General features: G+C 66.7%; 15 protein-coding genes. 11 read left to right on the forward strand and 4 right to left on the reverse strand.

Annotated elements, in window-relative coordinates; translation table 11 throughout:
• Nucleotides 1–5: 5 nt before the first annotated feature.
• From BCY78_RS01075 to BCY78_RS01100, 6 genes are all read left to right on the forward strand, one after another.
• Nucleotides 6–800: a helix-turn-helix domain-containing protein gene (locus tag BCY78_RS01075; RefSeq protein WP_068297620.1), complete on the forward strand. Its 795-nt coding sequence runs from the start codon at nt 6–8 to the stop codon at nt 798–800.
• A 339-nt stretch (nt 801–1139) separates the two neighbouring features.
• A complete protein-coding gene (locus BCY78_RS01080) occupies nt 1140–1562 on the forward strand; it encodes a TadE/TadG family type IV pilus assembly protein (protein WP_158515884.1) in 423 nt (140 codons plus the stop codon).
• Nucleotides 1556–3259, forward strand: a complete 1704-nt coding sequence (locus tag BCY78_RS01085) for a pilus assembly protein TadG-related protein (RefSeq protein ID WP_083194748.1) — start codon at nt 1556–1558, stop codon at nt 3257–3259. The genes BCY78_RS01080 and BCY78_RS01085 overlap by 7 nt, the downstream gene beginning before the upstream one ends.
• Before the next feature lie 81 nt (nt 3260–3340).
• Entirely contained in the window at nt 3341–4411 is a 1071-nt protein-coding gene (locus tag BCY78_RS01090) for an FAD-binding oxidoreductase (RefSeq protein WP_068296595.1), read from the forward strand.
• Nucleotides 4411–5052 carry a DUF938 domain-containing protein gene (locus BCY78_RS01095; protein WP_068296596.1) on the forward strand — a complete coding sequence of 214 codons (642 nt, stop codon included), beginning with the start codon at nt 4411–4413 and terminating at the stop codon, nt 5050–5052. Before BCY78_RS01090 ends, BCY78_RS01095 begins: the two co-directional genes overlap by 1 nt.
• 69 nt (nt 5053–5121) lie before the next feature.
• Nucleotides 5122–5472, forward strand: a complete 351-nt coding sequence (locus BCY78_RS01100) for a carboxymuconolactone decarboxylase family protein (RefSeq protein ID WP_083194749.1) — start codon at nt 5122–5124, stop codon at nt 5470–5472.
• A gap of 3 nt (nt 5473–5475) precedes the next feature.
• On the opposite strand, the gene BCY78_RS01105 is transcribed toward BCY78_RS01100, so the two are convergent.
• A complete protein-coding gene (locus BCY78_RS01105; protein WP_068296603.1) occupies nt 5476–7062 on the reverse strand; it encodes a gamma-glutamyltransferase family protein in 1587 nt (528 codons plus the stop codon).
• Between the two features lie 447 nt (nt 7063–7509).
• Between BCY78_RS01105 and BCY78_RS01110 the strand changes: the two genes are divergently transcribed.
• From BCY78_RS01110 to BCY78_RS01120, 3 genes are all read left to right on the forward strand, one after another.
• Nucleotides 7510–9276: an alpha/beta hydrolase gene (locus BCY78_RS01110; RefSeq protein ID WP_068296605.1), complete on the forward strand. Its 1767-nt coding sequence runs from the start codon at nt 7510–7512 to the stop codon at nt 9274–9276.
• A gap of 63 nt (nt 9277–9339) precedes the next feature.
• Nucleotides 9340–10077, forward strand: a complete 738-nt coding sequence (locus BCY78_RS01115; RefSeq protein ID WP_068296606.1) for an endonuclease/exonuclease/phosphatase family protein — start codon at nt 9340–9342, stop codon at nt 10075–10077.
• Nucleotides 10074–11597 carry a phosphatidylserine/phosphatidylglycerophosphate/cardiolipin synthase family protein gene (locus BCY78_RS01120; RefSeq protein ID WP_068296607.1) on the forward strand — a complete coding sequence of 508 codons (1524 nt, stop codon included), beginning with the start codon at nt 10074–10076 and terminating at the stop codon, nt 11595–11597. The genes BCY78_RS01115 and BCY78_RS01120 overlap by 4 nt, the downstream gene beginning before the upstream one ends.
• Here BCY78_RS01120 and aat read toward each other — a convergent pair.
• The 3 genes from aat to accB form a co-directional block, all read right to left on the reverse strand.
• Nucleotides 11592–12224, reverse strand: a complete 633-nt coding sequence (gene aat / locus BCY78_RS01125) for a leucyl/phenylalanyl-tRNA--protein transferase (protein ID WP_068296610.1) — start codon at nt 12222–12224, stop codon at nt 11592–11594. The genes BCY78_RS01120 and aat overlap by 6 nt on opposite strands.
• 73 nt (nt 12225–12297) lie before the next feature.
• Nucleotides 12298–13644: an acetyl-CoA carboxylase biotin carboxylase subunit gene (accC, locus tag BCY78_RS01130; protein ID WP_068296613.1), complete on the reverse strand. Its 1347-nt coding sequence runs from the start codon at nt 13642–13644 to the stop codon at nt 12298–12300.
• Between the two features lie 10 nt (nt 13645–13654).
• Complete coding sequence (gene accB, locus BCY78_RS01135; RefSeq protein ID WP_068296616.1) at nt 13655–14164, reverse strand: acetyl-CoA carboxylase biotin carboxyl carrier protein; 510 nt, start codon at nt 14162–14164, stop codon at nt 13655–13657.
• Between the two features lie 247 nt (nt 14165–14411).
• Between accB and BCY78_RS01140 the strand changes: the two genes are divergently transcribed.
• Both BCY78_RS01140 and BCY78_RS01145 read left to right on the forward strand, forming a co-directional pair.
• A complete protein-coding gene (locus BCY78_RS01140; protein WP_068296621.1) occupies nt 14412–15740 on the forward strand; it encodes a helix-turn-helix transcriptional regulator in 1329 nt (442 codons plus the stop codon).
• A 133-nt stretch (nt 15741–15873) separates the two neighbouring features.
• Nucleotides 15874–16353, forward strand: a complete 480-nt coding sequence (locus tag BCY78_RS01145) for a response regulator transcription factor (protein WP_083194750.1) — start codon at nt 15874–15876, stop codon at nt 16351–16353.
• Nucleotides 16354–16368 lie beyond the last annotated feature (15 nt).

Raw genomic sequence — 16368 nt, forward strand, 5'->3', positions numbered from 1 at the left:
AGATCATGGAACATGATCCCGCCTCGGCCGATCTCGACCTTGTCACCGCCTTTTCGGCGCTGGCGCATCCGCAGCGTCTGGGCGTGGTGCGGCTGCTGATGCAGCATTACCCAAGGCGGGTCGCAGCCGGCGAGATCGGGGCGGTGCTGGGGCTGAAGCCTTCGACCCTGTCGGGCTATCTGGCGCAGCTGATGGACGCGGGCCTCATCACCCAGGAACGTCGCGCCACCTCGTTGCTGTATGCGGCGTCGCCGGCTGGCGCGAGTGGCCTCAGTGCTGCGTGGATCGGCCAGATCTGCGGTGGACGCGCCTGGCCTGAGGGGGCAGGGGCCGGCCCTCGGGTGCACAACCTCCTGTTCGTGGGTCACGGCAATGCTGGCCCCAGCCTTGTCGCCGAAGCCCTCCTGCGTCGTGCCGCCGGTGACCGGTTCGAGGTATTCTCGGCCGGCCTGTCCTCGGAACGGCCGGATCTGCCGCCCGCGCTGATGACCGTGCTGGAAGAACAACGTCACGACATCTCGGCGCTTTGGTCCAAGTCGCTCTCCGAATGGCAGGGCGCGGCCGCACCGCGCATGGACATCGTCATCACCTTGGGGGATCGCGCGGCGTCTCGGGTGCCGGATTGGCCGGGCCATCCGCACCGTGCCGCGTGGCGCTTGGCGGCGGATCAAGGGGCCGAGGCGATGCTCGCGGACCTGTCGCGGCGGATCGCGGTGCTGGCCGAGGCCGATCCGGCCAAACTGCCGCCAGCCCAGTTGCAGGCGATTCTCGATCAGCTGGCAGAACCGTTGGAAGCCTAAGACTAAAGTCGCAGGGCGCCATCCGGCTCTGACACAATTTCACCACGATTGACCGAGGGATTCTTGCGCCTTTGTGCAAGGACTGTTTCTGCATCTCATCCGGGATTGGTAAACGCGCAGATCGCCTTTAGGGAGAGCTCCGCTAAAAGCGATTTGAAAATAGCCCTTTGGCAATCCTGTTGTTGGCGCAACTCAAGGTGTGAAGACCAATCAATGTTAATATCGATCCGGCCCTGTGATGAATTGCCGGAGCAACTGAATTAGAGGCCTTATTCTCGCTTAATCTTACGCTTACCCTGAGCTGGATAGATTATTCTTGTACAGAATAGGTGTGACATGATGCGGCACGTTGCTGACAGACTGGTTCGGGATGAGGATGGGGCGTCGACGGTCGAATTCGTCGTCCTGCTTCCCTTCATGATCGGGCTTCTGGGGATCATCGCCTCGGCCAGCCTTTACCTCGCGCTGGCCAGTGATGTGCAGCAGTTGGCGCATGAACTCGCCCGATCCGCCCTTCCCGTGGCCGATGAGGACGATTGGTGCACCCAGATCGAAGCCCGCATGGTCGAGCCTCTGGCCAGCAATCTCCCGCTTCTGGACCCTGAACGTGTTGCCTCGGTGACCTGCGGGATCGACCCGGATAGTCATTTGCTGCAGGTCGCGGTTAATTACGATACCCGCGGAACCTTGGGCGCGATCTTGGGCTCTGTTATTGGCCTGCGCATCGACTCCTTCCAACGAAGTTCCTTTGTGCAATGGTAGCTTTGTCACTCAGGGCAGGGCTGACGCTCCGGCCATTGCCGCGAAGCTTGGTTAATTTTGAGCGCTCCGAAAAAGGCGCTGTAGCCGTCCTGTTCATCATTTTGCTCCCCGCGCTTCTGTTGGCGGGCGGCATGGCCATTGACGTCATGAACATCAATGCCGAACGGCGCTATGTTCAGGCACAGGCCGACCTCGCCGCCATTTCCGCCGCTCGCCATCTGTCCAGCGCCGAGGCCTCTCGCAGCGCCGCCCGGGCCACTGTGGCGGCGAATGGAGCGGTAGAGACCTTCGCGCTGCCCGATGGCGATATCGTGTTCGGCTCCTCCGCCGCCTTGGGCAACTTCGTTCCGGCCGCAGACCAGACCATCACCGCAGGCGCGACGGCGGTCTCGGTCGCCGTCACGGCCCCGGTCCGACTGTTCCTTCTGGACATGTTCCTGCCGGAAGAGGGTCTCGTGGTCCGCCGCGAAGCGGTTGCGGCCGTCGAGCCGCCGCGTGTCAGCTTCTCGCTGTCGAATTGTCTGGCAGAACTGGCCGTGCTCAACGGCCTGTTGCGGCCGCTGATCGGAGCCGAGGTCGATGTGCTGTGCAGCGGGCGCGGCATCGATACACAGGTCGACCTGTTCGAGACGCTGGGGGAATTCTCGCTCAACGCTGCGGTGCTGACGCCGTCGGGCGAGGAGGCGACCTATGGCGATGTCCTCGACGCCTATCTGCCGGTCTCTGACATCCTGACCGAGGTCACAGGCCTTCCCGTCGCCCCCGGCGCCGGCACGGTCCGCCTGGGTGATGCGCTCATCCTGTCGGACGATCTGCGCCGCTTGACCGCCGACACGCCGGTGCATGCCTTCCGGATCCAGCAGGCCGATCTGGTGCTCGTCGTGGCCGAGCTGCTGGCGATGAACGTGATCAGCCTCGACACCGAACTGGACCTCGGCCCGATTGCCGATCTGGGGGCCAGCATCCGCGTGGGCGAGCCCCGGCGCATGGTGTTGAACGTGATCCCCGGCTCGCCGGATGCACGGGCGCAAACCTCGCAGATCCGGGTCGAGTTCAACGAGATCAACATCCTCGGGCTGTTCAAGCTGCGGCTCAACGTGCAGCTGGCGAATGCCTCGGTCACGCTCAGTGATCAGGGCAATGCCTGCGCGCCCAATCCAAGCGACGAGATCGCGGTGTTCGATCCCGTCGATGCCAGCCTGATCGACGTGGAGCTGATGACACAGGCCTATGGCCTGCCGCTGGCCTCCTCGGCGCTGGGGATGCAGGTCGACACGGCCAGCCTGCGCGAGACGCGGCGGGTCGCCTTCACCCGGCAGGATTACGACGAGGCCCCGGTGGTGACCATCGGCCCGACCGGTCCCGCAGCGGAGGAGGCAGCAGTGGCACTTCTGCGCGACACGGTCACCGGCATGCTGGACAGCACCGCGGACGCGCTGGAAGACGCGGCCGATCTGCAAAGTTGCACCAACATCCTCACCTGTGCTCAAGGCGCGCTGAATGCCTTGGCCAGCCTGCTGACCAGCACCGCGACGACGCTGATCGCCTCGTCCGTCAACATCGCCAATGGCGTGCCGGGCGAAGGGAGCCTGACCAACGAGATCCTCGAAGGGTTGATCGGGCTGGAGCTGGCCCGCGCGGATCTTGAGCTGATCGAGGTGATCTGCCCGACGGATGTGCCGCGTCTGGTGCGCTGACCCCTCGTGATGCGGCTTCCCCTTGCGTGAGGGCAGGCCATCTGCGACCCCTGTGCGCAGAAGACTGCGAACGGGGGCGTCATGATCGAATTTCTGGTGATCGGCGGCGGCATTGCCGGCCTCTCGGCGGGCGCCGCCTTGGCGCCGCTTGGCCGGGTCATGCTGGTCGAGGGCGAAGATAGCCTCGGCTACCATTGCTCGGGCCGGTCGGCCGCGCTGTACGAGGCCGATTACGGTGCGCCCGCCACGGTTGCCGTTGCACGCTCCAGCCTTCCGGCACTGCAGGCCATGGGCGTTTTGTCCCCGCGCGGGGTGATGATCGTCGCCGGACCGGGCGAGGAAGAGGCCTTCGCCAAGGATTGCGCCGACCTGCTGCTGACGCCGCTGTCCCTCGAGGACGCGTTCCGCCGCGTGCCGATCCTGAACCCTGAGGCCGTTACCATGGCGGCGATGACGGAGACCGCGCAGGACATCGACACCGAGGCGATGCTGCAGCATTACGCTCGCCAGATCCGCGCGCAGGGCGGTGAGATCCGTACCCGTGCCCCTGTGACGGCGATCCAGCGCGACGGCGATCATTGGCGCGTCGAGGCCGGGGGCGAATGGCTGCAGGCGCGCAAGCTGGTGAATGCCGCAGGCGCCTGGGCCGACCGCATCGCCGTCATGGCCGGGCTGGCGCCGATCGGCATTCAGCCCCTGCGCCGCTCGATGGCGCAGTTGCCGGGGCCCGAGGGGCTGGATTGCAGCGACTGGCCGATGGTCTTCGGGGCGGGAGAGAGCTGGTACATGAAGCCGCAGGCCGGCAAGTTGCTGGTTTCTCCGGCCGAGGAGGACCCGACGGAGCCGCATGACGCCTGGGCCGATGACATGGTTCTGGCCGAAGGGCTGGCGCGGTTCGAGGCGATGGTCACTTACGAGGTCACGCGGTTGGAGACCTCATGGGCCGGGCTTCGCAGCTTCTCGCCCGACCGCGCGTTGGTGTTGGGGCCGGACCCGGAGCAGCCGGATTTCCTATGGTGCGCGGGGCAGGGCGGTCAGGGTTTCCTCGCCGGTCCCGGCGCCGCCGCTGTCTTGGCCGAAACGGCAGGCGGTCCGCGCTCGGGCCAGCCCGCCTCGGTCCTTGCGGCGCTTTCGCCCGCGCGGTTCCGCTGATGCGACGACTGCATCTGCCCGACAGCGCCGCCCCGATGGAGGGCGAGCGCCGGATCGCCCCCTCGGCCAGCCGCAATCTGGAGCCCATCGCCGCCGTTCTGGCGCAGGTGCTGCCGCAGACCGGCCGCGCGCTGGAGCTGGCCAGCGGCACCGGCCAACATATCGCCGCCTTCGCCGAGCGTTTTCCGGGCATTGACTGGCAGCCGACGGATGGCAATCCTGACAACCTGCCCTCGATCCGCGCCTGGACCGCGGGCATCGGCAATGTCGCGGCGCCCATGGTGCTGGACGCCTGCGCGCCGGGTTGGGGGCAGGGGGATCGGACCTCGGTGCATCTGACGAACCTCCTGCACCTCATTTCCGACGCCGAGGCCGAGTGTCTGTTGGTCGAGGCTGCTCGGGCCCTCGCACCGGGGGGCGTATTCTGCCTGTACGGGCCGTTTCGCCGGGACGGGGCGCTGCTGACCGACGGCGACCGCAGCTTCGACGCCAGCCTGCGCGCGCAGGACCCGGCCATCGGCTACAAGGACATCGCCTGGGTCACGGGCCGGCTGATCGGCGCGGGGCTGGAGGTCGATCGCCTCGTCGAGATGCCGGCCGGCAACCTGATGTTTGTGACGCGACGTTCCTCAACCCCCTGACAGTGCAGGCTTGATGTGGATCAAGGCCCGGCCCGGCCCGCGCATGGCATTCCCGGCAGTGACATATGCATGAAAGGGAATGTCATGGATGCCAAGGCTGATCTCGCGGCCGTCAAGGACCGCTCGCGCGCGCTGATCAAGGCGGTCAACGCGCCGATGAAGGGCTTCGGCCAGCTCACCGCTGCGGTGAAGGAGCCCGGCGCTCTCTCGACCAAGGAGAAGGAATACGTGGCCATCGGCATCGCCGTGGTGCAGGGCTGCGACGATTGCGTGACCTACCACATCGAGGTGCTGCAAAAGCTGGGCGCCACGCGCGAGGAATTCGCCGAGGTGCTGGGCATGTGCCTGCAGATGGGCGGCGGCCCGGTGGTGATGAACGCGGGCCGCGCGCTGGAGGTCTGGGACCAGCTGGCCGCCTGAGGCTCAATACCCCAGTGCGCAGCCATCCTTGCGCGGGTCCGAGGCGCCGATAAGCACGCCCGACGGGTCCAGCATGATGGCTTGCGCGCCGCCCAAGGGCTCGTCCGACCAACGGGTGGCATGACCCATCGCGGCCAAGGCCTCGCGGACCGCGGGGTCATAGCCGGTCTCCAGCGCCAACCCGTCATGGCCGGAAAACAACCCGGCGAAGGCGCGCGGCGCGTCCAGCGCGGCCTGCAGCTCCATGTCGTAATCGACGAGGTTGCTGACGAGGCGCGAGTGGCCGCAGGGCTGGTACGCGCCGCCCATCACGCCGAAGGGCATCAGCAGCTTGCCGCCCCGGCGCAGCATGCCGGGGATGATCGTGTGCATGGGCCGCTTGCCCCCGGCGGCTGCGTTCGGATGCCCCTCCTGCAGGGTGAAGCCCGCGCCGCGGTTCTGGTAGGCGATGCCGAAACGGCTGGAGGCCAGACCCGAGCCAAAGCCGTGGAACAGCGAATAGATCAACGAAACCGCCATGCGGTCCTGGTCGACCACGGTGATGTAGACCGTGTCCTTGTGCACCTGCTCGGTCAGCGGCTGCACCTGCGCCATCGCGCGATCCGGGTCGATCAAAGCGGCCAGTTTGGCGGCCGTGTCCATGGACAGCATATGCTCCAGCCGGGTGACGGTATCGGCATCGGCCAGAAAACGGTTGCGGGCATCATAGGCGAGGCGGGTGGCTTCGGCCTCCAGATGGGTGCGGGCAGGGCCGAAGGGATCCATTCGCGACAGGTCGAAATGCGACAGTATGTTCATCAGCAGGATCGCCGTCGCCCCTTGGCCATTCGGCGCATGCTCGATCAGCTCGGCCCCACGGTACTGACCACTGACCGGCTCGGTGTACTCGCAAGCCACTGCGGCCAGATCGTCCAGCGTATGCGCCCCGCCTAGGGCGCGGAGCGAGTGGATCATGTCCTCGGCCACCTCGCCCTCGTAAAAGCCCTTGCGACCCTCGCGCGCGACGCGCTTCAGCACCTCGGCCTGACCGGGCAGGGCGAAACGCTCGCCGGTGCGGAAGGGTTTATCATCCCTCAGGAAATGGCGCCGCGCATCGCCCTTCAGATTGTCGGCTTCCGCCCAGTCGCGGGCGACGCGCGGGGCGACGGGTACACCGGCCTCGAAATAGCGGATGGCGGGGTCGAGGACCTGCGCCAGTTCCATACGGCCCCAATCCGCATTCAGCCGGCAGAAGGCGTCAATGGCGCCGGGCATCGTCACCGACTCGATCCCGTAGACCGGCACCGCACCGAGGCCCTTGTCGCGCATAGCTCCGACATCAAGGCCCATGGGCGCCCGGCCCGAGCCGTTCAGCGCCACGATCCGTTCCTCACCCGCCGGCTTGATCAGCGCGAAGCAATCGCCGCCGATGCCGGTCATTTGCGGCTCGCACAGGCCGAGCAGCACGCCTGCGCCGATGGCGGCATCGACGGCGTTGCCACCCTGCTGCAACAGAGACAGCGCCACCTGCGCGGCCAAGGGGTGCGAGGTCGCGACCATGGCGTTGTCGGCATAGACGGCGGACCGGCCGGGTTTCTGGAAATCGCGCATGCAGTGGCTCCCCTTGATCGGGGGCAGCATGGTCCGGCACGGCGGAAATGGAAAGAGGGTCGTTGCCTTATCAACAAAGGCGGACTGGCCGGGCCGCAACGAGGTGAGCAGCCCGGCCAGCAATCGCTTCGGCAGCGACCGCCAATGCCGGAATTGACATCGGCGCTGGGTCCGAAAGTGACGCATCGCGACGGTAAGCAAGCGATAAAACCACTCCCACCGAACTGGAAATCAGGTCGATGACAGCTCGCCCGCGATCGTGAGGCCACGCAACGGATAAGAGCGAATTGAAAAAGGTTTCGTTCTCAAGTGGTAACAACATGCCCAGATTCGCGCGCCGACACTTCACCCATTCGGGTTAAGACCCTATCCTTTTGGCTGCTTGTGTTGTCTTCGGGATAGAAAGCAGCATGTTTCTGGAAACGAAGCCTCAGGACCGCGTCGACTATGCCAGAAAATGAGAACGATATTCCGCTGGATTCCGAGCGGGCGCGACTCATCGGCAGCATCTACGAAGTCGTCCTCCGGCCCGAGCATTTCGACAGCTTCATGGCCGATTGGTCGGATTTCGTCGATAACGCGGCCCGGCGTCTGGGCGAGCTGAAGGTGTCGGACGGGCCCTCGGCCAAGCAATTGGAAGACCCGGTGATCGAGGCGCATTTCCGCCGGGCCTTCGCCTTGTTCGAACGTATGGGGCGGGGCGAGACGGTGGTGCCGCATGGCTCCGAAGGGCGCCCGCCCTTGGTCCGCTTGGGGCGCGGCGGGGTGATCCTCTCTCGCCAGCCCGAGGCCGAGACCCTGTTCGGTGCGCCCGTGTCATTGGCCAGCATCCGCGCGGCGTTGGACCCCGATAGCGCGACCCGCCTGTCGGCCTTTCTGGCGGCACTGGACCGGGCGCCCGCCTCGGGCCGGTTTGCAGTGCTGTCGCTGGAGGAGGCGCCCTCCGAGATCTCGGCCTCGTTGCCGGGCGGGGGGCTGCTGGCCATCGTCACCAGCCGCGACCCTGAGGGCGATGGCTTCGTGGCCGAGATGCGGACGATGGGCATAGGCTGGACGGCGGGGCTGTCCTCGATCCTCGCCGAGAGCTTTCGCCTGACCCCGCGTGAGGTGGAATTGGTGCGCGAGTTGACCCGCGGCGGTGATCTTCCGGCGGTGTCGCTGCGTAGTGGGCGCTCGCTCAACACCCTGCGTGCACAGCTGAAATCCGTGTTCGCCAAGACAAGGACGGGAGGCCAGCCCGAGCTGATGCGTCTGGTCGCGGCCTTGATGCTGCACGGGCCGGACAGCGATGTCGCATTGGATGAGCCCCGCCATGCCGGTGAGGAGATCGCCATCGACGTGGGCGACGGCCGCGTGATGCCGGTGCGCGTTGTCGGGCCCGAGGACGGGCTGCCGCTGGTTTTCGTGCACGGGATGCTGGAGGGGCTGGGCTCCCTTGCGCATCTGGAGCCGATCTTGCGGGCCGAGGGGTTGCGGATCTACGCGCCGATGCGGGCGAATTTCGGCAATTCCTACGGCGATCCCCGGATCAAGGAATCCGTCGACATCTACGCGCGTGACCTCGGTATCGTGCTGGAAACGCTGAAGCTTTCGCGCGTGGTGATGATGGGTCATATGGCCGGCGCGGTGCATGCCTTCGGCGCCGCCGGGCGGCTCGGTCGCCAGATCGCCGGGGTGGCCAATGTCGCGGGCGGCGTGCCGATCACCTCGATCGAGCAATTCGCGACGATGACCCCGCGCCAACGCGCCATGGCCTACACGGCGCGCTTCGCACCGGCCCTTCTGCCGGCCGTTCTGCGTGCCGGCATCGCCCAGATCGATAGCCGCAGCGCTGAGAGCTTCATGATGCCGCTCTATCCGACCGGCACCCGCGACCGGGATCTGGTCGAGCGGCCCGCCATCGCCGAGGCCCTGATCGGCGGCTACCGCTTCACCGTGGCGCAGGGCCAGCGGGCGTTCCATGCGGACGCCTGGCATGTGACACGGGATTGGTCGGCGATCGTGGCGGGGTCGGATTGCCCCGTGCTACTGGTCCATGGCGCGTTGGACCCGGTCGTCAGCCTGCGCAGCGTTCGGGATTTCGCCCGTGAACGCAATCGGGTGCGGTTGGTCGAACTCCACGATGAGGGCCAGTTGCTGCTGTACGCCAAGCCGCAGGTGGTGATGGCCCAGATCGCGGCTTTCGCGCGGGAATGCCTCGCCGGGCCGGGCTGAGGCGCCTATTGCCGCCGCGCCACGTCGCGCCATATCGACAGAGCAAGCCCCGGAAAGTGCCCCATGACTGCATCGGCCCAAGAGCTTCCCAAGACCGAATTGGTGATCGGCTCGTACAACGTACACAAGGCCGTCGGCACGGACCGGCGGCGGGATCCGCACAGGACACTGACAGTGATCCGCGAGTTGCAGGCCGATCTGCTGGCCCTGCAGGAAGTCGACCGCCGCTTTGGGGATCGGCGTGGGATCTTGGACCTCGATGCGCTCTATGAGATGACGGGCCTGCGGCCGGTGCCGCTTTCCAACCGTAAGACCGAGCTGGCACATGGCTGGCATGGCAACCTGATTCTGTTTCGCGACGCCACGCTGGAAGAGGCGCGGGTGATCGACCTGCCGGGGTTGGAGCCTCGCGGCGCGATCATCGCCGATCTGCGCTTCGGCGATCAGCCGATCCGGGTGATCGCGGCCCATCTCGGGCTTCTCCGCGCCTCGCGCCTGCAACAGACCCGACGGCTAGCCGAGGAGATCAGCCCGACCCGTCCGACGCTGATGATGGGTGACTTGAATGAATGGCGCAAAGGACCGGGCTGTTCCCTGATGCCGATCAAGGCGGGGCTTGATGCGGTGACACGGGCCAGCTCCGTCGCCAGCTTTCCCGCGAAACGCCCGATGTTGCCGCTGGATCGGATCATCGGCTGCACCCGGGCCGAGGTCGTGGATCTGGCGCCGCATATCTCGGATCTGGCGCGGTTGGCGTCGGATCATCTGCCCATCCGGGCCCGCCTGAGGATCGCCGAATGAACAGCTGGAGTGACTGGATTGTCGGCGCCCTCGTACTGGCGCTGGTGCTGGTGGTGGTCAGCCTCTGGGCGGCCGGGCGTTTCGCCAAGGTCCGGCGCGGGAATGTCTCGCACATGATCCCCGCCGGCGACGAGGCCGAATACGACCGCCTGCTGGAGCCCTTGGAGCGCGAACATGTAGGCCTTTCGGGCGTTCGGTTGGTCCCGGACGAGGCCGAGGCTCTGGCCCTGCGTCTGTCGCTGGCCCGCAAGGCCGAGCGTAGCCTCGATCTGATGTATTACATCTGGGAGGATGATCTGACCGGCCGCATGCTGGCGCGCGAGGTGCTGGCGGCGGCGGATCGCGGCGTGCGGGTGCGCATGCTGATCGACGATGTGAACATGATCCGCCGGGTGCCCGCCTACCGCGCGCTGGACCGCCATCCGTCGATCGAGGTGCGGCTGTTCAATCCGATCCGCAACAAGGACATGGGCCTGTTGCGCGGGGCCGAGATGATCATCAACCTGCTGCCCTACAACCGGCGCATGCACAACAAGATGTTCATCGCCGACAACCGCATCGCCATCACCGGCGGGCGCAATGTGGGCGACCCGTATTTCGGCGCGCAGAAGGGGACGGGGATCTGCTTCGACGACCTCGACATCGTGTTGGCCGGGCCCGTTCTGCGCAGCATGGGCAGCCTGTACGACAGCTTCTGGAATTCGGATGTGGCGCTGCCGGTGCGGACCTTGCGGCTGGGCAAACAGACCCGTCTGCGCCGGTTCCGGACCTATCTCGACCGGTTCCTCGGCGGCCCGTCGAACCGCGAGCGGCTGAACCGCATGGGCCTGCCGGGACCGGAGAAGGCTATCGAATGCCTCGGGGTCGACCGGCTGGACTGGATCGACGGGTTGGAATTCATCGCCGACCCGCCCGAGAAGGCCCTGCAGGCCCGGCGCGAGGGCTGGATGCCCGGGAAGATCATGCCCGTCGTCCGCTCCGCCAAGAAATCCCTGCGGATCATGACGCCCTATCTGGTGCCGGGCAAACGCGGGCTGAAGACGCTGATCGAGCTCGCCGAAAGCGGGGTCGAGATCGAGATCATCACCAACGGCCTCGGGCGCTCGGATTCGGTCTTGGTCTATGGCGCGTATCGCTGGTATCGGCCGCGGCTTCTGAAAGCCGGGATCAAGCTGGTCGAGGCTGCGCGGCCGGATCAGCCCGACACCATGCTGCACGCCAAGACCTTCATCGTCGATGACGAGAGAGCCTTCGTCGGCTCGTTCAACTTCGACATGCGCTCGGCCTTCCTCAATACCGAGTTGGGCGTGCTTTTCGACGATGCCAAGTTGATCGGGCAACTGAATGACATCTTCGACGAGACCTGTGCGCCCGAAAGGGGCTGGCGCGTCAGCCGCGACGGGCATGTGTTGCTGTGGACGCGGGGCGAGCAATCGACCCATCTGGAGCCCGGCACCAATTGGTGGAAACGCGCGTTGACCTTCTGCATCGGCCACATGCCAATCCACGGGTTCCTATGACCAGAAGGCCCCGTCCGCACGCGCGGGATTGACCGGGGCGAAGGCGATCTCGGGCCGGGCCGGGGCCTCCAGCGCCTCGGCCAAGGCCTTGCGATAGCGCGCGCGGGGGATCTCGATCCCGCCGAGGCTGGCAAGGTGATCGGTCAGGTATTGCGTGTCCATCAGCTGGAAGCCCCCCAGCCGCAGCCTCGTCACCAGCTCTGCCAGCGCCATCTTCGAGCCGCCCGTCACGCGCGAGACCATGCTTTCGGCGAAGAACGCACCGCCGAGGGCAAGGCCATAGACGCCGCCGGCAAACCGACCGTCAGGCGACCAGACCTCAATGGAATGGGCGAGGCCAAGCTCGTGCAGGGCGTTGAAAACGGTGAAGATCTCGTCGTTGATCCAGGTCACGTCGCGATCCGCGCAGGCGGTGACGACGCCGTCGAAATCCCGGTCACAGCTGAAGGTGAAACCGCCGCGCTTGCGGGTGCGGATCAAGCTGCGCGAGGCATGAAAGCCGTCCAACGGCATGACGCCCCTTTGTCGGGGCTCGAACCAGTGGATGTCGGTGGCCTCGGCGGTCTCGGCCATGGGAAAGACGCCGCCCGCATAGGCCCTGACGATCAATTCCGGCGTCAGACGCATCCCGCCCCATCATCTTGTCGAAACTACTCAGGAGAGCGGTCCGGGGAGGGCGCGCGGCCCTCCCCGAAGGGGATTACCCCAATTCCTTGGCCAGGAACTTCTCCAGCCAATGAATGTCATAATTACCCGACAGCACGTCTTCGTTCTCCAAGAGTGCGAAGAACAGCGGCACGGTGGTGTCGATGCCGTCGATGATCAGCTCGCCCAGCGCGCGTTTCAGACGTGCCAGCGCCTCCGGCCGGTCGCGGCCGTGGACGATCAGCTTGCCGATCAGGCTGTCGTAATAGGGCGGGATCTTGTAGCCGCCGTACAGCGCCGAATCCATCCGCACACCCAGACCGCCGGGGGCGTGGAAGGTGTTCACCTTGCCGGGGCAGGGCGCGAAGTTCGGCAGACGCTCGGCGTTGATCCGTACCTCGATCGAGTGGCCGTTCACCACCAGATCGTCCTGCGTGAACGACAGCGGCATGCCCGAGGCCACGCGGATCTGCTCGCGCACGAGGTCCACGCCGAAGATCGCTTCGGTCACCGGATGCTCCACCTGCAGACGGGTGTTCATCTCGATGAAGTAGAACTCGCCGTCCTCGAACAGGAACTCGATCGTGCCGGCGCCGGCGTATTTCATCTTGCCGATGGCCTCGGCGCAGACGCCACCGATCCAGGCGCGTTGCTCAGGCGTGATGATCGGGCCGGGAGCCTCCTCGAGCACCTTCTGGTGGCGACGCTGCAGCGAGCAGTCGCGCTCGCCCAGATGCACCGCACCGCCCTTGCCGTCACCGAAGACCTGGATCTCGATGTGGCGCGGCTTTTGCAGGTACTTCTCGATATAGACTTCGTCGTTGCCGAAGGCGGCCTTGGCTTCGGAGCGCGCGGTGCGGAAGGCGACTTCCAGCTCGGCTTCCGATTTCGCCACCTTCATGCCGCGACCACCACCACCGGCGGTGGCCTTGATGATCACCGGGTAGCCCATGCTGCCCGCGACCTTCTTGGCCGTCTCGATGTCCGGCACACCCCCGTCCGAGCCCGGCACCACCGGGATGCCCAGCGTCTTGGCGGTTTCCTTGGCGGTGATCTTGTCGCCCATCTGGCGGATGTGCTCGGCCCGGGGGCCGATGAAGGTCAGGTCGTGATCCTCGACCATCTGCACGAAATTGGCGTTCTCCGACAGGAAGCCATAGCCGGGATGGATCGCCTGCGCGCCGGTGACTTCACAGGCCGAGATGATCGCGGCCATGTGCAGGTAGCTGTCGACCGAGGCGGCCGGGCCGATGCAGATGGCCTCGTCGGCCATGCGGACATGCATCGCGTCGCTGTCGGCGGTGGAATGCACCGCGACCGACTGGATGCCCATCTCGCGGCAGGCCCGGATCACGCGCAGCGCGATCTCGCCCCGGTTCGCGATGAGGATTTTTTCGAACATGGGGCGGCCCTTATTCGACGATCACCAGAGGGGCGCCGTATTCGACGGGGGTGCCGTCGGACACGAGGATGCGCTTCACGGTCCCCGAAGCGGGCGCCGGGATGTGGTTCATGGTCTTCATCGCTTCGATGATCAGCAGGGTCTGGCCCGCGCTGACCTGCTGGCCGACGGTGATGAACGCATCGGCGCCCGGTTCCGGAGCCAGATAGGCGGTGCCGACCATCGGCGAGGTCACGGCACCGGGATGGTCCGCGGGATCGTCCGACTTGGCCGGGGCTGCAGCCGAAGCCGCAGCGGCGGGCGCAGCCGCCGGAGCCGCCGCAGGGGCCGCCGCCGGAGCGGGGGCATATTGCATCGGCGCGTATTGCGGCGCCGGAGCGTGCTTGGAGACCTTCACGTTCAGCGCGTCGTTCTCGCCGTATTCGCGCTTCACCGAGATCTCGCTCAGCTCGTTATCGTTGAGCAGTTCGGCAAGGGCCTTGATGAAGGCCACGTCGGCCGTGGTGTGATCTTTGCTCATGGACATCCTCGTTGGGGTTCCGGCTTTCCGCCCCGTTTGGTTGTGCGTGCCGGGTCTTCTGCAGCTTGTTAGGCGCTAACCGCGATTTGCCGCGGCGTTATACGTCAGGCCCTTGGCCCTGAAAAGTGCGATTCTCCCCCCTTGGCGGGCGATGCTTCCGCGAACCCGACCTCCCGTCCGGGTTGCGGCGCGGCTTGCGCGCAGGGTGGGCGCATGGTGTAACAGAGTGGAAGCAGAGGCAAGCGACATGCCGAAATCCGCCCTCTCGGGTACGCGAATCCGCAGCTTGCGCACGGCGCGGCGCATGGCGCAGGCCGATCTGGCCCGCTTGGCCGGGGTATCGCCGTCCTATCTAAACCTGATCGAACACAACCGCCGCCGGGCCTCGGCCGGGGTGCTCGAATCCCTCGCCAAGGCGCTGCATGTGCCCGTGGAGACGCTGGACGAAGGCGCGGGCGACGCCCAGATCGAGGCCCTTCGCGCCGCCGCCGCGCGGGCCAATGCCTCGGTCACGCCCGAAATCGACCGGGCCGAGGAGTTCATCGGCCGCTTCCCTGGCTGGGCCGCGTTGGTCGCGCAACTGGCCGCCGCCGCCGAAGCGCAGGAGCGGGTGATCGAGCGTCTCTCCGACCGGATGGCGCATGACCCGAACCTCTCGGCCTCGTTGCATGAGATCGTCTCGGCGGTGACCTCGGTGCAATCGACGGCGGCCATTCTCGCGGAATCGGACGAGCTGGAGCCCGAGTGGCGCGCGCGCTTCCATCGCAACGTGCACGAGGATTCGGTCCGGCTGGCCAATGCCGCCGAGGCGCTGGTGGCCTTTCTGGATACCTCGGGCGAGGAAACCGGCCTCGCGGCACCGCAGGAGGAGCTGGAAAGCTGGCTGGAGCGCCAGCATTTCCACGTCGCCGCCACCGAGAGCCCCGATCGCGTGGATTGGCCGCGCCACATCGCCGGCGAGCCCGAACTTGCGACCGCCGCCGCGCGCAGCCTCGCCGCGGCATGGCTGACACGGGCGCAGGCGGATGCGCAAGCCCTGCCGCTCAATCGCCTGCTGCCCGCGCTGACCAAGATGCTTTCTGCCGGTGACGGCTTCGCGCCCGAAACCTTGGCCCGGGATTTCGGCTGCGACCTCGCGCGGCTGTTCCGCCGTCTGGCCACGCTGCCGCCCGATCCCGGCATCCCGCGCTTCGGCCTCGTGACCTGCGACGGCTCGGGGACCTTGACCTTCCGCCGCCCGGTTGAAGGGTTCCAGCTGCCGCGTTTCGGTGGGGCCTGTCCGCTGTGGCCGCTCTATGAGGCGCTGCTGCGTCCGGACCGCCCGGTGCGCACCTTGGTGGAGGTCGCCGGACGCCCGCCCGCGCGTTTCGTGGCCCATGCCGTGGCCGGCGCGCGCGATCCCCTGCGGTTCGATCCGCCGCATGTCTGGGAGGCCTCGATGCTGTTGACCCCGGCCTCGGCCGCCTTGGGCCGCGAGGCAAGTGAGGAGGACGCGCGGCCCGTCGGCTCCAGTTGCCGGGTCTGCCCACGCTCTGGTTGTACGGCGCGGCGCGAACCCTCGATCGTTGCGGGATAGGCGTCGAATCCCCTCGGCCAGCCGCAGCGAGCCTTTGACAGCTTGACGATTCGCCGCAATAGTCGGGTCTCGCAGGTTGGCGTCCAGGGGAGGAGCGGCGCTGCCGGCAAGGGGGATCGGAGGGACTAGGCGCATGAGCCATGACGGTAGCGATGCCGCGGCGGGCGACGTCGCTCCGATCCCCGACTCAAACCCCGTCCTGACGCAGGCCGACCGCAGCCGCTTCGAGCCGTCGCCCGAACCCGCCGAGCGCCGGGTGCTGGTGGTCGAGGATGAGCCCAACATCTCGGAAGCGATCCGCTACATCCTGCAGCGCGACGGCTTCAGCGTGACGCTATTGGCCAGCGGCGAGGGGGTGCTTGAGACCATCGCCGCCAAGGACCCGGCGCTGGTGATCCTCGATGCGATGCTGCCGGGGGTGTCGGGCCTCGACATCCTGCGCGCCTTGCGGGGCCAGCCGGGGACCGCTGCGCTGCCGGTTATCCTGCTGACCGCCAAAGGTTCAGCGCAAGCGCGCGAGCAGGCGATCGAGGCCGGCGCGTCGCTGTTCATGGCCAAACCCTTCGCCAATGCCGCCCTGCTGGAGGCCGTGCGCAACCTTGTCGAGGCTTGAGCCCGCCCCGCAACC

The sequence above is a fragment of the Pararhodobacter sp. CCB-MM2 genome (assembly GCF_001691415.1).
Taxonomy (GTDB): Bacteria; Pseudomonadota; Alphaproteobacteria; order Rhodobacterales; family Rhodobacteraceae; genus Pararhodobacter.

Coding starts and splice junctions, on each gene's coding strand:
- BCY78_RS01095 (WP_068296596.1), top strand. CDS start 4,411: ATGCGACGACTGCATCTGCCCGACAGCGCCGCCCCGATGGAGGGCGAG.
- BCY78_RS01075 (WP_068297620.1), top strand. CDS start 6: ATGGAACATGATCCCGCCTCGGCCGATCTCGACCTTGTCACCGCCTTT.
- BCY78_RS01100 (WP_083194749.1), top strand. CDS start 5,122: ATGAAAGGGAATGTCATGGATGCCAAGGCTGATCTCGCGGCCGTCAAG.
- BCY78_RS01105 (WP_068296603.1), bottom strand. CDS start 7,062: ATGCGCGATTTCCAGAAACCCGGCCGGTCCGCCGTCTATGCCGACAAC.
- BCY78_RS01120 (WP_068296607.1), top strand. CDS start 10,074: ATGAACAGCTGGAGTGACTGGATTGTCGGCGCCCTCGTACTGGCGCTG.
- accC (WP_068296613.1), bottom strand. CDS start 13,644: ATGTTCGAAAAAATCCTCATCGCGAACCGGGGCGAGATCGCGCTGCGC.
- BCY78_RS01085 (WP_083194748.1), top strand. CDS start 1,556: ATGGTAGCTTTGTCACTCAGGGCAGGGCTGACGCTCCGGCCATTGCCG.
- aat (WP_068296610.1), bottom strand. CDS start 12,224: ATGCGTCTGACGCCGGAATTGATCGTCAGGGCCTATGCGGGCGGCGTC.
- BCY78_RS01110 (WP_068296605.1), top strand. CDS start 7,510: ATGCCAGAAAATGAGAACGATATTCCGCTGGATTCCGAGCGGGCGCGA.
- BCY78_RS01115 (WP_068296606.1), top strand. CDS start 9,340: ATGACTGCATCGGCCCAAGAGCTTCCCAAGACCGAATTGGTGATCGGC.
- BCY78_RS01090 (WP_068296595.1), top strand. CDS start 3,341: ATGATCGAATTTCTGGTGATCGGCGGCGGCATTGCCGGCCTCTCGGCG.
- accB (WP_068296616.1), bottom strand. CDS start 14,164: ATGAGCAAAGATCACACCACGGCCGACGTGGCCTTCATCAAGGCCCTT.
- BCY78_RS01145 (WP_083194750.1), top strand. CDS start 15,874: ATGAGCCATGACGGTAGCGATGCCGCGGCGGGCGACGTCGCTCCGATC.
- BCY78_RS01080 (WP_158515884.1), top strand. CDS start 1,140: ATGCGGCACGTTGCTGACAGACTGGTTCGGGATGAGGATGGGGCGTCG.
- BCY78_RS01140 (WP_068296621.1), top strand. CDS start 14,412: ATGCCGAAATCCGCCCTCTCGGGTACGCGAATCCGCAGCTTGCGCACG.